Origin of the sequence: Thermoleptolyngbya oregonensis NK1-22 (assembly GCF_032705245.1) — a bacterium.
Lineage (GTDB): Bacteria > Cyanobacteriota > Cyanobacteriia > Elainellales > Elainellaceae > Thermoleptolyngbya > Thermoleptolyngbya sichuanensis.
In genome coordinates this window covers 1984084-1999638 of record NZ_CP053540.1, presented here as the reverse complement: position 1 = coordinate 1999638, position 15555 = coordinate 1984084, and the positions used below count along the sequence as shown (strand labels likewise).

Genomic DNA, 15555 nt, shown 5'->3' with positions numbered 1-15555 from the left:
AGCGATTTTAGATTTGCGATTTTGGATTTTGGATTTTGGACGAACCTACCAACCCAATTTTCGTTCTTCGTTCTTCCCTGTTCGTTCTTCCCTCTTCCCTCTTCACCCGCCCCCCCAAACCTGCCACACCAGCCCCAGCAGCCCGCCCAGCCCGATGTAGTAGAGCGAAGGCAACAGCAGCTTACGAATGATCAGCCCTTCGCGTCCTAGAAGACCCACGGTAGCTGCGGCGGCGACGATGTTGGAGACACAGATCATGTTGCCTGCCGACGCGCCGACGCACTGGAGCGCCAAAATCAGCGCCGTGGAGAGGTTGAGCTGATCCGCCACGCCAAACTGAAACAGCGAGAACATCATATTGCTGACGGTGACGCTGCCTGCCACGAATGCGCCAATCAGTCCTACCAGCGGGGCAAAGAGGGGCCAGCTTTGTCCGGCGATCGCCGACATGGTGTCCGCCAGGGTGAGGGGCATACTGGCTAGCCCGCTGTCGTTGGTGCCAGAGTTGATGAATACCCGCGCCATCAGCACCGCTGCGCCTAGCGCCAAGGTTACGTTGCGGATGACGGGCAGCGCCTCGGCGATCGCCCCCCGCAGGTCTACGGGCTTCATCTGGTGCAGAAAATAGGTGATGCCCACCACCACCAGCAAAATCGTCGGCGGCAGATACAGCGGCAAAATCGTTGCCGTGAGCGGAGTGCCCAAAATCTCGGGCCAGCTAATCTGCACGGCGCGGAGGGCGGCCCGCACAGGCGGCACTACCCGCGACACCACCAGCAGCAGCCCCACCAGCACGTAGGGCAACCAGGCTTTGGCGCGATTCATCAAGGGGCGATCGCCCGTTAGCTGCGGCGTGGTGCTGCCCTGCCACGAATCGTCCCATTGCTCCCTCGGCGGAAAGTCCCAAGATTCTTGCGGCAATAGCCAGCCCGCCCGCGCCACGGGAACGACAATCGCCAGCCCCAGCAGCCCGCCAATAATCGTGGGAAACTCTGGCCCCAGCACCCGTGCCGTCAGCGCGTAGGGCACCGTGAAGGCCAGCCCCGCAAACAGCGCAAATTTCCACGCCGCCAACCCCTGACGAATCGAGGGGCGATCGCCAAAAAAGACCGTCAGCATGATGCAGAGAATCAGCGGAATGAACGTGCCCACGATGCCATGCAGCATCCCCGCCACGGTTCCAATTGCCTTGAGGTATTGGGCGTAGCTCAGGCCCAGCGCGTCCACCTGGGTCTGCACCGCGTCCACCCCCGCCAGCCCCGCGTCGATGCCGATCAGCACGGGCGTACCCACTGCGCCAAAGGTGGAGGGCGTACTCTGGATAATCAGCGCCGCCAGCACCGCCGCCATCGCCGGAAAGCCAATGGCCACCAGCAGCGGCACGCAGATTACCGCAGGCGTGCCAAAGCCCGATGCCCCTTCGATAAAGCTGCCAAAGAGCCACGCAATGATAATCACCTGCACCCGGCGATCGCCCGAAATCGACAGCAGGCTCCGCCGAATCGCCTGAATCGCGCCCGATGCCTGCAACGTGTTCAGCAGCAGCACCGCCCCAAACACGATGTAAAGAATTTCCAGCGCAATGAACAAGCCCTGGATGCTAGAAGCCGCCACCCAAACTGGCGGAACGCGCCAGATCCAGAGGGCGATCGCCACCGTGACTAGATAGGCAATCGGCATAGCCCGTCCCGCAGGCAGCCGCGCCCCCAGCAGCAGCACAAACACCGTCAAAATCGGCAGAGCCGCGATTAAAAAATACAGCACAAGCTCTCAGAATGCGAACGTTGGATATTTTTTTCTAGAGCATGTTCCGCTGCTTGTCTAGGAACTGCGATACAGGCCCACGCCAAACTCTCTGAACTAAGCCGTTTTGCTCAGTCAGGCGTTTCGAGATGGACAGCAGGAATGACGGTGGGAATGACAGGGGGAATATCGTCAGCTTTAGCTGGTTCAGCTTGCAAACCTAAACCCTGAAAAGACGCTTATTCGGGCGGCAACTCGCCAAAGCGATCGCGGTATCGAGCCAGCAGGGCTTCGGCGGCTTCCCGCTGCTGCTGTTCTGCTAGGGCCGATTCTTCTGGCGTGGGGACGAGTTGCCCCGCAGGTGTCAGGAATCGGAGTTGCCCCGCCACCACGCCCAGCCAGAGTTGCAACTGCTGGCTCCACAAGTGTCCCTGGTCATTGGGCGACAACGCTTGATAGACTCCATCCACCAGATGAAAGCCCTGAAATTCCTGCGTGGTCGGGTCAAACCAGAAGTAGTCTGGCGTGCGGAAGGTGTCTTGATAGATTTGCTTTTTGAGGCCCCGGTCGGTGCTGGCGGTAGATGGCAACAAGAGTTCGATAATGACATTGGGATACTTGCCGTCTTCTTCCCAAACGACCCAGCTTTTGCGGGGACGCTTCTCTGTGTTGAGGACGACGAAGAAGTCCGGCCCGCGAAAATCCTTCGATTTGCTCTGGTTTGGGCTGTAGTAGATCGTGAGATTGCCGGAGACGTAGAAATCCTGGCGATCGCGCCAAAACCAGTCCAAGCATTTGATTAGCAGCAGCATTTGCTGCAAGTGAAAATCGGTTTCCAAGGGAGGCTCGTCGCTGTAGAGGTCGCCGGGAGGAAAGGTCACGCCATCCAACTGCGCCTGCTCGAAGAAATCGAGAACAGCTTCGGGCGCAGAGGGAGTCGCAGGAGTCGTCGGAACCGACATGGGAATCTATTCTTGCTAGTGCGTTTTGCTCTAGTCTAGCGGAGAAGATTTGCCGAGATGAGCCGAGAAGACGCGCCGAGAAGATGCGCCGAGAAGATGCGCCGAGAAGATGCGTTGGGAGGTGGGCGATCGCCCCCAATCTGCCATCAAGCCGCTAGTCTAGGTTAGAGGGGGTGCTAGATTAGCTCCGTTGCGCCTGCCCTCTATCATTCTGTTATTTCCCTGCTCCAGCCCTCTGTCACTCGGTCTTTTCTGTGTCTACACCCGAAGCGCTCCGCCAGTTGCTCAATGCCGTTGCCCAGGGACAAGTCAGCCCAGACACGGCGCTCGAAAAGTTGAAATATTTTGACTTTGAACCCGTCGAAGAGTTTGCCAAAATTGACCACCATCGGGCGCTGCGGACGGGCTTCCCTGAAGCCATCTGGGGCCCCGGCAAAACGCCGGAGCAGATCGCCCAGATCATGCAGACCATGCGCCAGCGCAGCCGGGTGGTGATGGCGACGCGCATCGAGCCAGCCGTGTATGACCAGGTGCGATCGCTCGTTCCAGACGCAGTGTATTACCCAATGGCGCGGATCTGTGCGATCGCCCCCCTCACGCTTACACCTGTCCATCCCGGCACAATCACGCTGCTATCGGCGGGTACAGCGGATTTACCAGTGGCAGAAGAAGCAGCGATTACGGCAGAACTCGCTGGATTTCAGGTACAGCGGCTCTGGGACGTGGGCGTGGCAGGCATCCACCGTCTGCTAAACAATCGCCATTTTGTGCAAACGGCGGACGTGCTGATCGTCGTGGCGGGCATGGAGGGGGCACTGCCCAGCGTCGTAGCGGGTTTGGCGGATTGTCCCGTGATTGCCGTGCCCACCAGCATCGGCTACGGGGCCAGCTTCAACGGGCTGGCGGCCCTGCTGACCATGCTCAACTCCTGTGCGGCAGGCATCGGCGTGGTGAACATTGACAATGGCTTTGGGGCCGCGGTGTTGGCGGGGCAAATCCTGCGAACTGCATCACGGATTACAGTTGAATCCAACCCCCCAAAGGAGTACCCTAACTAAGTCATCTCCAAGTGCTGCTATGTCTGCTACACCCTGTCATATCCTGATCGAGGGCAGCCCGATTGTCATCTACGCCAGCCGGAATGGCACGCCTGAGCGCCTTCTGCCGATTTTGAATCCGTTTCTAGACACCTTTTGGCAAGAGCGGGGGCTGGTGGGCGAACAGAGTGACACGCCTGCCTGTTTGGCCGCGCAGGTGATTGTGCGGCTGGGGTTTGAGTTTTGTGAGGACGATTTCTCGAACCTGAAGGCCAGCACCGAGTTTGACCCGACGGTGCAATATCTATACGAAATTCGGGGCGATCGCACGCTTCACATCTGGGTCGCCGATGAAGCCTATCGACAGCAGCCCCAGCTCGGATTAGCGGGCTGTCGGGAACTCGTCGAGCAAGCTGCGCCATAGGCCTGAAAGAGGTTGCGAAGCCGAAGGTTCGCGCCTATAGCTCGTCCAACTCAGCCAGCGCCGCTTCGGACAGTTCCGTAATTTCCTCCGAGGTCAGCGAGTCATCGTCTGCCATCAGGTCTGAAAGCACCTGTTCCATCTGCTCCAGGTCTTCTGTTGCATCCATGCTGTGCTTGATCTGGGAAAACACGCGATAAGCGTCAAGGGTTGCCGGGTTAATCTCTTTCTGTCGCCCGCTGCCCTGACTGCTCATGTCTACCAGGTTAAATTCGATATTTTCAGCGTAGATCGCCATCGTAATATCGAAAATCTCGAAAAAGTTGATGACCCAGCGGCACTCGTCCTCTGGATAGGCTTTATAAAACTGCACCAGATCCGCGATGCGGGCTTCTAGATGGGTGCGGGCATAGGGGCAAATCAGCACCAGCTTCAGCAGCACAATCACCAGCGTCAGCGGGTTGCCGTCCATCAGCAGTTGCACGAACAGAGGGGATGGGTCTTGCTGATTTTCGGTGGTTAGGTAGCTGACAATGCGGTTCACGGTTCGCAGCAGCAGCGCGTCGTCGAGCGGCTTGTCATGGTGGATGACGTAGAGGGCATCCAGCTTTTCGGCAACCTGTGCATTGAGCGATCGCGCTTGTTCCTGGGAGGCTGACGAAAACACCAGGTATTTTTTCAGGCTCTCTTTGAACTCCTGATAGCGGAGTCCCCGCGTTTGGTTCAGAAAAATATGCGCCAGGTTGGCGTAGCTAAAGTTGCCCCGCTTCGCCACGATCATTTTCACCAAGCGCAGCACGTCGTCACCCATAATGGTAGGGTTTTTGGGCTTCAGCGCGGGAACGGTGTTGCTCTGCGATCGCGCCGTGTACATTGCCAGTTCAAACTTAAACCGTTCCTTAAGCTGTTTAGAAAGGGTGCGGGCGGCGTTGCGCTGTTCGATGGGGTTGTTCAGGTCGATGTATTGCGGCACCAGCAGGTAAGACGTGTAGCGGTCTGACCAGTGCTTGCGCTGATCGTCGTAGCGCGAGGCAAATAGCTTTAGCTCCTGGAAATCCTCACTTTCTACAAAATTCTTCAGCCAGCCGCGCAGCCGCCGCAGCGTGGGCGACATGGTGGGCTTGTCGAGAATGGGGTCATAGAAAAGCTGCACCAGCCCCCGAATCGAGTCGTGGCTGCGGCTGAGATCCCAGTTGTTGATGAGAATGTAGCAGGAACGCTTGAGCGTGTTGCGAAACTCGGCTTCCTGGTTGGCAAAGACAATTTCGTAGAGCGAGGGGAGCGTATGGGAGCTAATCGTGTTGACGTGGTGAATGAAGAGATGCCGAAATTCTGCTAGCACCTCCTCCGGCGACCACTCCTTCACTATTTCCAGCAGGTAGTTGTAGATAACCTCCTGCGCTTTTGGAATGTTCCGCTGAAAACGATTGGCTCGTCCTCGTGGCTGCGGTTGATAGCCCTCGTTCAGTTTTTCCACAACCATCTAAAATGCTCAGTTGAAACTAGAAACTGCGGTCGGCGGGTCTGGATTTTCAAAATTGAGCGGCGATCGCCCCGATGGGCAAGGCGCGGCTTGGCGAACGGGCTAGCAGGCTGTCTACTTCATGGGGGGAATACAAGAGAAGGTGTGCAGTTTACGAACGATGCCACAAAAGTCACCCGCTGTGGTGAGCGATTCAGGGGAGTAGCGCGATCGCTGTTCGGTCATGCTGGCGCTGTCTGATCCGAGGGCTAGCTCCTCTCAGGAGGGCGATTCAGGAGGGCGATCGCCAGTCGTCTCGGTTACGAGGAGCATCCCCCATTCACCAGCCACAGGTTGCCAGAATTGCCAGAGTTGCCAAAATTTATTGGCAGCTCTCGTCTTCCTATGCAACGCTCCCCTCCATGCAAAGCCCCTCCGTGCAGTGACCCTTTATGCAGTGACCCTCCATGCAAAGCCCCTCCATGCAAAGCCCCTCTGATACCCTGATACAACGCTTCCTCTTTTTCCCTGATGCTTCTCGGTTGAACTGTTCTGGTCACACGCCAGACAGCCCATAGAGACAGCATTAATGGTCACAGCACTAATGGTCTGGGAGAATTTTTCAGAGCGCCTTGCAATGGCTGGAGGTCATGCAAGGCTCCAATTATAGCGAGCGACCCAAGGGGGCTGATACTGGACGATAGAGGGAATCAGGCAAAAATGATAGAGCTTTGCATACTCTTTACAGAGTTTAACCTGGATCACTCACTGAGGGGTTCCGCCCATTGTTCTATTTGTCGTGCGATGTTTTACTATCTTTTTCTTTCTTTTGCGTTCTTGTAAGGATTGCCATGCCTGCCCCAGGCTAAATGCTTCTGAATTTGACAGTTTTTGATACGGTCTATCAACCTATCTATCAGTAAATCGCCCACCAGGGAATCGCCCAAAAGTTTAGTTTATAAACCTATTCGACTGGTTTCCATTGAATTCGAGCCAACATGAATGTTCCCGATTACACCCTATTGCTGGTGGGCGATTCCCGTAGGGAGCGCTTCGCGAATCGCCTGCGTCGGCAAACCCAGCGCGACTGCCTGGGGGATTGGTATGCCACAGCAGGCGACCCCAGCCATGCCCTCGACCCTGCAACCTGGACAGCCTGGGGCAAGATTCCGCTGAATGCCAAGGGACATATTCCCTGGACGAAAGGACGGCAGGTGTTGTGGCTGGCTCAGGAAATCGTCGTGCCCGATGCGCTAGAGGCATATCCGCTGGCAGGGCTGACACTGCGACTGGCGCTGACTTGGTGGGCAGAGGACGCGCAGATTTTTGTAGATGGGCAGTTGGCGCAGGCGGGCGATCTGTTTGACTGCTCGGCGCGGGTCGTGCTGCGGGAGCAGGTGCAGCCAGGAGAGCGGATTCCGGTGGCGCTGCGGCTGGTCAGTCCGGGGCATGACGACGGGGCCCTGGTGCGATCGCACTGTATTTATGAGCGCCCCCAGTATGGACTGGAGCCTTGCCCAGAGCCGGGATTTGTGGCAGACGAGCTGGATGTCGTGCAGCACTACGTCGAAACCTTTGCACCAGCGCAGCTAAGAGACCTGGCGGCCGCCGTGGCCCCGCTCGACTGGAGCCAGCTTGCCAACCGAGCCGCCTTTGACCAAGCGCTCTGCGACCTGCGGCAGCGCCTGTTGCCCTTTGGCGAGTGGATTGGGCAGCGGCAGATTTCCCTGTTGGGACACGCGCACCTGGATCTGGCCTGGCTGTGGCCCGTGGCGGAAACCTGGGACGCGGCCGAGCGCACGTTCAAATCGGTGTTGAGTCTCCAGGCGGAGTTTCCAGACCTGATCTTTACCCACTCTTCGCCCGCGCTCTATGCCTGGATGGAAACGAACCGTCCGGCACTGTTTGAGGCAATTCGGACGCAGGTGGCGGCAGGGCGCTGGGAAGTGGCCGCTGGGCTGTGGGTGGAGCCGGAATTGAACCTGATCAGCGCCGAATCGATCGCCCGCCAGATTCTCTACGGCCAGCGCTATGTGCAGGAAACATTTGGGCGCATCAGCGCGATCGCCTGGCTGCCCGACACCTTTGGCTTTTGCTGGCAATTGCCCCAGTTCTTAAGCCAGGGCGGTGTGGAATTCTTCGTTACGCAAAAGCTCCGCTGGAACGACACCAACGAATTTCCCCACGAAGCCTTTTGGTGGGAAGGGCCCGACGGCAGCCGCATTTTTAGCCTGCACTCTGCCCCCATTGGCGAAGGCTTCGACCCACTCAAGATGGCCCGCTACGCCGCCCAGTTCGAGCAAAAAACGGGCTATTCCCACGCCCTCTGGCTAATCGGCGTGGGCGATCACGGCGGCGGCCCCACCCGCGATATGCTGCACCTGGCCCAGCGCTGGGGGCGATCGCCCTTCTTCCCACGCCTCCAGTTTTCCACGGCACAATCCTACCTGGAAGCGCTGCGGGAATGGGATGATCCCAGCGTCAACGCCACCCCCCCAACACCCCAACACCCCCTCTGGCAAACCGATCTCTACCTCGAATTCCATCGGGGCTGCTACACCACCCATGCCGACCAAAAATGGTGGAACCGCCGCTGTGAGGCGCTGCTCTCCGAAGCGGAACTGTGGTCAGCCATGACGACGCTAGCCCTGGGACTGCCCTACCCTGCACCAGCCCTGGAAACTGCGTGGAAAAAGGTGCTGTTTAACCAGTTTCACGATATTTTGCCCGGGTCGGCGATTCCTGATGTGTACGCAGAGGCCAATCGAGAGTGGGCGGCGGCGGCAGAATGCGCCAAAGACGCAATTGATGCAGCGCTAGGGGCGATCGCCCGTCACATTGCCCGACCGCCCGCGCCCCATCCCCAGGCCAGGGCGGTGCTGGTGTTTAACCCGCTAAACTGGTCGCGCTCGGCGGTGGTGCGAGTGGGGGGGGAAGAACGAAGAAAGAAGAACGAAAAACGAAAAATGGCGGGGCGGGAACATCCAAAATCGAACATCGAAAATCGAAAGTTGAACTGGGAGGTTCGCGGGCTGGACGGACGGGCGATCGCTGCTCAGTGGGTGCTGGAGGCGGATAACGGCGAGCATTGGGACCTTGCGTTTCGGGCCGAAGCCGTTCCTGCGCTGGGCTATGCCTGCTTCTGGCTGTGTCCAGTTGAGGGGGACTTTTCGGCTGCGGAGCCGCTCCAGCCGACGGATTCCTTCGTTCTGGAAAATGAGTTTCTGCGGGTGACGGTTGACCCGGCTACGGGCAATCTGGCTAGCGTGTTCGATAAGGCGCAGCAGCAGGAGGTGCTGGCGGGGCCGGGCAATCAGCTTCAGGCGTTTCAAGATGGTGGGCAATATTGGGATGCGTGGAATATCGACCCAGCTTACGGAAGCTATCCCTTGCCGCCGCCGCAGCTTGAGGCGATTCGCTGGGTGAACAATGGGGCGATCGCCCAGACAGTGGAGATCGTGCGATCGCTCGGTCGGTCTATATTTCGCCAGCGCTACGAGTTGCAAGCCGAGTCGCCACTGCTGCAAATCCATACCTGGGTCGATTGGCAAGAGCGACACGTCCTGGTAAAAGCGGCGTTTCCGCTCAATCTGACGGCCGATTTGCTGACCTGCGAAATTCCGGGTGGCGTAATCCAGCGGCCCACCCAGCCGAAGAATTCTGTCGAGGCGGCTCAGTGGGAAGTGCCTGCCCTGCGCTGGGCCGACCTGACCAGTTCCGATGCGTCGGAGGCCGTTCCCTACGGCGTGAGCCTGCTCAACAACAGCAAACATGGCTACGACAGCAGCCCTAGCCAAATTCGCCTGACGCTGCTGCGCGGCGCAGCGTGGCCGAATCCTGATGCGGATTTGGGGCACCATGAATTCACCTACGCGCTGTATCCCCACGCCGGCCGTTGGCAGGCGGCGGAAACGGTGCGACGCGGCTACGAGCAAAACCAGCCTTTGCGGGTTTGCGTCGTTGACCCGGCAACCGCCACGCCCTCTCAGGCTGCATTGCCGCCGATGGGTTCGCTGCTCCACCTCGACGCTGGCTCAGCCGTGGTGAGCGCCCTCAAGCCTGCTGAAGACGGCTCCGGAGACTGGATTTTGCGGTGCTACGAGTCGCAGGGAGCGTCAGGAGAAATTCGCTTTTTAGGAGGTGGTTCTCCAGGAGGTGGTTCTCCAGGAGGTGGCTCTCCAGAACAATGGGCGATCGCCCAAGTGGTTCGCGCCGTCCCCACAAATCTGCTAGAAGATGCTAGTGCCGTAGAGAATGATGCCAATGCCGTAGAGAATGAAAGAGGGGCGATCGCCCTCCAGCCGTGGCAGGTTCTTACCCTCCGCCTGACGCTCCAGCCTGCGCCCAAGCCCTAATCTTCGTGGTCTTCAAAGGGGTCGTCCAACTGCTTAGACGGCGGGCCAAAGGAGGTGTAGATCGCGGCTCCGGTGATGCCGATCAGGATCGCGGTAACGGAAATACTAAGAACTGTTGCAGAGTCCATGAGTCGATCTAATTTATGAGTCACATTCCCCTAGAATATTACATAAAGTTAAATTTAACGATTGCTTGCAGGTAACCCATGGCACAACGCACTCGCTTGGGAGATATCCTTCGCCCCTTAAACGCTGAATACGGTAAGGTGGCTCCCGGTTGGGGCACAACCCCGCTGATGGGAGTTTTCATGGTGCTGTTTCTCGTATTTCTGCTGATTATTTTGCAGATCTACAATTCCTCGCTGATTTTGGAAGATGTGAATGTGGACTGGCGCAGCCTCGGCGGCTAGTTTTAAGATCACGCTCGATTATGAGAAAGCCCCGGTCATGCCAGGGCTTTTTTTATGTTTAGCTGATGGTTTTTAGCTGATGGTTTGTCCTGGGCACGTCAAGCGCTGCAATGCAGTCATCTGCTGCGCTATACCAAATTGCGGTCGGTCAGGATTTCGTAGCCTGTTTCCGTCACCAGCACCGTATGCTCGAACTGGGCGGATAGAGCGCGATCGCACGTCACCACCGTCCAGCGATCGCCCAGCACCCGCGTCAGCTTTGACCCAGCATTCACAATCGGCTCGATCGCCAGCGTCATGCCTGCCCGCAGCTTCACATTCGGCATCTGGTGCGTGCGGAAATTGAACACTGACGGCTCTTCATGCAAATTGCGCCCCACGCCGTGCCCCGTGTAATCTTCCACCACGCTAAAGCCATTGGCCTTGACGTGATCTTCAATCGCGCCCGCCAAGTCGAGCAAAAAGGCCCCAGCTTTGACCTGTTCAATGCCTTTGTAGAGGGCTTCTTCGGCGACCCGAATCAGCTTTTCGGCGGCGGGCGTTACCTTGCCCACGCCAATCGTGATGCAAGAATCGCCATGAAAGCCTTCAAAATATGCGCCCGTGTCTACCTTCAGCACGTCGCCTTGGCGGATCGTTTTGCGGCGACTGGGAATGCCATGCACGACTTCATTATTAATACAGGCGCAAATGGACCCTGGGAACCCGTGGTAGCCTTTGAAACTCGGCGTTGCGCCCATGTCCCGAATGCGCTTCTCGGCATAGGCATCCAGATCCGCCGTTGTCATCCCCGGCTGCACTATCTCCGAGATTTCCTTCAGCACAGTCGCCACGATCCGAGAAGCCTGACGCATGATTTCGATTTCGCGGGCGGACTTGATCTCGACGCTGCGGCTTTGCTTGCGGACGCGGGGCGAGTTGATGGCTTGCGGGAGGAGGTCGGTGAGAATGTTCATTAAATCCGGAGGTGCAGGGGTAGAAGTCGCTGGAAGCGCTTGCTGAAAACGCTCGATATGGAGGGCGCGATAGAGGGCGTGAAAGCCCTTATCTAAGTTACCTCAAGTATTCCCATCTAGGGGATGATTCGGTTGGGTTCGACCGTCCTGCTGCGGATTGTCCAGCCTGTCGCGGTTTAGCCGGTTTAGGTTGCCGCCGCCACAATCTCCTGGAGCCGTTCGCGAAACTCGCCTTTGGGATGTGCGCCTTTGACTTCGCCCAAAATTTTGAAGTCGCTTTCCGGCTCCTGGCAAATGATGTAAGTCGGCCAGCCCATGCCTTCTTTATCGGGATATTGCGCCAAGAGGATCTTGCGGTATTTGCGGTAGGTGGCGGTGTCCTGCATTTTTACATCGACAAACTCCAGCCCCAGTTCGGCTGCCACTTTCTGGTCATAGAACGACATTTTGTGGCAGAGGCCGCAGTCTTCGGAGGAGAACTTAATCACGGTGGGATTCATAGCGGGGTTCACCAAATGCTGATATGAAACGTGTGACTGGTAGTGTCAGGACTTACGCACTTACGATAAGATTTCTAGACTTTGGACAATTTCTCACAGGCTGCGCCCGCGAGAAATTGTCCAACTGCGTCAGTCCTAAGTGTGACTATTAGACTTGCAGGCTGACCTGAGTCTTGAAAAGAGTTTGCAATGGATTTTCATGTCTGGAGCGAGTGCGCCTAGAACGAGCGCGTCTGAAGCGAGGGGCCGGCCGCTATCGCAGCAGCGGCGATGCTTTGAGGAATTGTCCTTGGCGATTGACGTAGCGCCACTGGTTGCCGAGCTTGACGCGGGCCCAACCCTCTGAAAAGGCAGCAGCATCGTCAAATTGGGGTTCGATGACCCAGGTTCCGGCGGGGTTGATATAGCCGTAGCGGTTGCCTTGTTTGACGGCGGCCAGCCCTTCGGAAAAGTCGGCGGCATAGTCAAACTGGGGGGCGATCGCCATCTGTCCCTGGCGATCTACGTAACCCCACTTCGCGCCCACCAGCACCGCCGCCCGTCCTTCAGCAAAGTCCGACGCAAAGCTGAACTGGGGGGCGATCGCCAGCTTGCCCTGCAAGTCGATAAAGCCCCAGTCGCCGCCCTGCCGCACCCGCGCCCGCCCGTCTGCAAACCGAAACGCCCCATCAAACTGGGGATCGATGACGAGCGCTCCGGTCGGGTCAATATAGCCCCAGCGGCCGCCCTGCCGCACTGCTGCTCGCCCCTGAGACAGTCGCCACGCATCTTCAAACTGGGGATCGATGACCAATTTGCCCGTCGGTGCGATGAACCCGTAGCGATCGCCCAGTTTCACCGCCGCCAGCCCTTCGGCAAAGCTCCCTGCCAGGTCAAACTGCGGCTCGATGGCGACCTCTCCGGCGGGATTGATATAGCCGTAGCGCGTGCCAGCGCGAATCGCCGCCAGCCCGCCCGAAAAAGAAGCCGCGCCCAGATATTGCGGCGGAACGATGACTTCACCCGCCCGATTCATATAGCCATAGACCCCGTTTGCCTTGATCAGCGCCAGGTCTTCGGAAAAGTCGGCCGCTCCGTCCATGTTGGGATCGACGGCGATCGCCACGTTGCCCGTCAGGTCGATAAACAGGAGGCGATCGCCCCGGCGCACCATCGCCAGCCCTTCAGAAAAATCGGCAGCTTGGTCAAAGGAAAGCTCCCCATCAGATTGGGCCAGGGTTTGGGAATCGGTCATGGCAGCGTCAGAAAACAAAACAGGGGTCAGAGCAAGATTCTGAGCAAGATTTAGAGCAAGATTGTCAGGACTGCGAGAACGAGAAGCGCTATCCCAGCGGCAGCCCTCCAGCAGGAGCAGGGTGGAGGCGATCGCAGCAATGTAAAAAAAGTTTGGCATGGGACTGGGGAATTTGACGAGGAGGAGTGACAGAAGGCGGACGGATGGCTATGAGTTGTGGGGGAATAGGAGGAGAGATACTTGTGATACGTAATCTCAGTGAAGAATGTTTGAAAATTGGAGAAGCTACTGAGAGCAGAGAAATCACGGAAAGATGCACGAACCCAGATGACTGCAAAGATAGCTGAGATCCCTATTGACGAAATTCCGGCAGTGTCCGATCGTTATGTGTAAAGAAACCATGAGCTAGCCTTGCAAAACTTAAAGACTTCATGAAGTTGGTGACATATTTACGGATACTTAACGTGTTTTGAGGATGGCTAGGTATATCGGGATTGGATTTCGCTTGCCCAAGATTGCTTAAACGGGGGCGACAGGTCTTGCTCAAGGTTGGAGTTTATTTTGGCTTCACATGAGGCAATCTTTGAACCTGATTTCATGAAGGTAGTTGGGCAGAGCAATCTATTCCGATAAGACGACCTGTAAGCCTTGTAGTGGCGTGATAGCTACTAGCCTAGCGACGCTGTTGGGAGTTGTTAAATCGTTCGTAACTTCTGTCTGAGCCTTGTTCTGAGCTTCGTAAATGGGTGTGTGGATGGCTCCCTGTTCGTTGAGTGTTCGTGAGTTTGCCTGAGCAATCTTGGTTTAGTTGCCTTCTATTGCCCCTTTGCTTCGGCAGCATCTTCGACCGAGTAAACGAGAAAATTCTTCAGGGAAAAATCTTATGGAAGAGTATCCTGATGTTCCGGTTGCCCCCTCATCTTCCTTCTATGCTGAATCTGCGCCATTAGAGGCTGAAGCTGAACTGGACTTTGGGTCGGGGACTGAGTTAGTTGAACCGAGTTTTTCTGAGCCTGCGGCTCGCACCGCTGCGTTTGAAGCACGCCCGCTCGGCGTTGCGGCTGGGTCTGAGCTAGCTGCCGCGCGATCGCCCGTTTCTCAGGACGCGCTAGATGACGTTGAGCTAGATTTTGACGAACTGCAAACCTTCGAAACGGTTAGCACTCAGTTTCATCATCTGGGTGTGACCTTTGCTAATGCAGTCGCCCTTGTGCCCTCCAATCCAGCATTTCCCTCCCATACTGGACAACTGGTGTTGATGGCTTGTCCCAAGGGCGGGTGGCTGGAGGCAACCTTTGACCAGCCCGTGCAGCGCGTCAGCGGACACATTACCAGCTCTCGCCCGACGGTGATGGCAGCTTTTGACGAACACAATCGCCCCGTCGCCCAGACCCAAACCCCAGCCGCCAACCTGGCAGGCTCCGGCTCCAGCCAAGCGCCGAATTTGGAGATGACGCTGACAGGCCGCCAGATTTCTCGCGTCACCTTCTACACCTTTGACGGACAATTGACCTTGGGCGCATTCAGCTTCGCGCAGTCCAACCGCCGAGCATCCTGAGGCAGGCTCTCAGGTTTCTGGTGAGTTTTCAGGTCAGTCTGTTGGTCGAAGACCGGGATCAGCAATTGGCAGCGGCTTGACTCTGATGGACGCGACAGGAATGCGCCGCTAGGAGTTCAACGGCTCAATTCTGACGATTGATGAATCCCTACTCTCTACTAGCTCAAACGACCCGCGAGCGAGTCAGCGACGGGGCGATCGCCCCAATTCTGGCGGACTGCGGCGCTGCCTCACAAATCCTCGTGCTGATCTGGACGCAACTGGGCGACTTTGACAGCCTGGAATATGCCTGGTGGATTCGGCGGCAGGCGGCGCAGCTTCAGGCAGCGGGCATCGCGGTGCGGGCGGTGGGCATTGGCGATCGCCCATCAGGGCAAAAATTCTGCGAGTATACCGACTTTCCGGCCGAACATCTGTTCATCGACCCCGGCGCATCGCTGCACCAAGCGCTGGGGCTATATCGCGGCCTGTCGCTGAAACTCCCCGTCCTCTCACCCGCGCAAAATAGCTGGCTCAACCTGATGCTGATGTGTGCGGGGATCGGTAGTCCGGGCACGCTGGCGGAGGTGTTTCGCGGCTATCGGGGCGATCGCACTGCACCCCAGCTCATTGCCGACGACGAAGAAATTCAGGCGTTTCCCTTGCCGCCCCTCAAAGGTTCCTTCTTTCGCTGGGCAGGCGGTCGCGGCTTCCAGCGCCCGTTTGAGCTAGCCACCCTGCGCCTGCGAAATATGGGCGAAGTGCTGCGCCACTGGAAGACCTACGTGCCCGATGCCGCCTTCTTGACCCAGCGCGGCGCAACGTTCCTATTCGACGCTCAGGGCGAACTGCTATACGAACACCGCGATCGCGCCATTCTGGGCTTTGCCGAAACCATGAGCAACCCGCTCCAGTTTCTCCAGCTATAAGCTTTGCAG

At 57.5% G+C, this 15555-nt stretch carries 13 protein-coding genes; 6 read left to right on the top strand and 7 right to left on the bottom strand.

The window, feature by feature from the left end; genetic code table 11:
- Window positions 1–102: 102 nt before the first annotated feature.
- Window positions 103–1764: an L-lactate permease gene (locus HNI00_RS08695; protein ID WP_316792521.1), complete on the bottom strand. Its 1662-nt coding sequence runs from the start codon at window positions 1762–1764 to the stop codon at window positions 103–105.
- Between the two features lie 218 nt (window positions 1765–1982).
- Window positions 1983–2705, bottom strand: coding sequence for a Uma2 family endonuclease (locus tag HNI00_RS08690; RefSeq protein WP_316792519.1), 723 nt, complete (start codon window positions 2703–2705; stop codon window positions 1983–1985).
- Window positions 2706–2959: 254 nt separating this feature from the next.
- Here HNI00_RS08690 and larB point away from each other — a divergent pair, with 254 nt between their 5' ends.
- The gene (gene larB / locus HNI00_RS08685; RefSeq protein WP_316792517.1) at window positions 2960–3763 is read left to right on the top strand and encodes a nickel pincer cofactor biosynthesis protein LarB; all 804 of its coding nucleotides are present in this window, start codon (window positions 2960–2962) and stop codon (window positions 3761–3763) included.
- A 19-nt stretch (window positions 3764–3782) separates the two neighbouring features.
- A complete protein-coding gene (locus HNI00_RS08680; protein WP_297080516.1) occupies window positions 3783–4166 on the top strand; it encodes a histidine kinase in 384 nt (127 codons plus the stop codon).
- A gap of 34 nt (window positions 4167–4200) precedes the next feature.
- Here the strand turns inward: HNI00_RS08680 and HNI00_RS08675 are convergent, their stop codons facing one another.
- Window positions 4201–5646 carry a hypothetical protein gene (locus HNI00_RS08675; RefSeq protein WP_316792514.1) on the bottom strand — a complete coding sequence of 482 codons (1446 nt, stop codon included), beginning with the start codon at window positions 5644–5646 and terminating at the stop codon, window positions 4201–4203.
- Between the two features lie 977 nt (window positions 5647–6623).
- Here HNI00_RS08675 and HNI00_RS08670 point away from each other — a divergent pair.
- Window positions 6624–9980 (top strand): alpha-mannosidase, encoded by a 3357-nt coding sequence (locus HNI00_RS08670; protein ID WP_316792513.1) that lies wholly within the window; start codon window positions 6624–6626, stop codon window positions 9978–9980.
- Here the strand turns inward: HNI00_RS08670 and psbN are convergent.
- Entirely contained in the window at window positions 9977–10108 is a 132-nt protein-coding gene (gene psbN / locus HNI00_RS08665) for a photosystem II reaction center protein PsbN (RefSeq protein ID WP_068511165.1), read from the bottom strand. The genes HNI00_RS08670 and psbN overlap by 4 nt on opposite strands.
- A 78-nt stretch (window positions 10109–10186) precedes the next feature.
- Between psbN and psbH the strand changes: the two genes are divergently transcribed.
- Window positions 10187–10390 (top strand): photosystem II reaction center phosphoprotein PsbH, encoded by a 204-nt coding sequence (gene psbH / locus HNI00_RS08660; protein ID WP_297080512.1) that lies wholly within the window; start codon window positions 10187–10189, stop codon window positions 10388–10390.
- Between the two features lie 128 nt (window positions 10391–10518).
- Here the strand turns inward: psbH and map are convergent, their stop codons facing one another.
- The 3 genes from map to HNI00_RS08645 form a co-directional block, all read right to left on the bottom strand.
- A complete protein-coding gene (gene map, locus HNI00_RS08655; RefSeq protein WP_316792510.1) occupies window positions 10519–11346 on the bottom strand; it encodes a type I methionyl aminopeptidase in 828 nt (275 codons plus the stop codon).
- Window positions 11347–11531: 185 nt separating this feature from the next.
- Window positions 11532–11846, bottom strand: a complete 315-nt coding sequence (locus tag HNI00_RS08650; RefSeq protein ID WP_316792509.1) for a hypothetical protein — start codon at window positions 11844–11846, stop codon at window positions 11532–11534.
- A gap of 253 nt (window positions 11847–12099) precedes the next feature.
- A complete protein-coding gene (locus tag HNI00_RS08645; protein WP_316792508.1) occupies window positions 12100–13239 on the bottom strand; it encodes a WG repeat-containing protein in 1140 nt (379 codons plus the stop codon).
- A gap of 724 nt (window positions 13240–13963) precedes the next feature.
- Here HNI00_RS08645 and HNI00_RS08640 point away from each other — a divergent pair.
- Both HNI00_RS08640 and HNI00_RS08635 read left to right on the top strand, forming a co-directional pair.
- On the top strand, window positions 13964–14638 hold the full coding sequence (locus tag HNI00_RS08640) for a hypothetical protein (RefSeq protein WP_316792506.1): 675 nt from the start codon (window positions 13964–13966) through the stop codon (window positions 14636–14638).
- Window positions 14639–14778: 140 nt separating this feature from the next.
- Window positions 14779–15546 (top strand): peroxiredoxin-like family protein, encoded by a 768-nt coding sequence (locus tag HNI00_RS08635; RefSeq protein WP_316792504.1) that lies wholly within the window; start codon window positions 14779–14781, stop codon window positions 15544–15546.
- Window positions 15547–15555 lie beyond the last annotated feature (9 nt).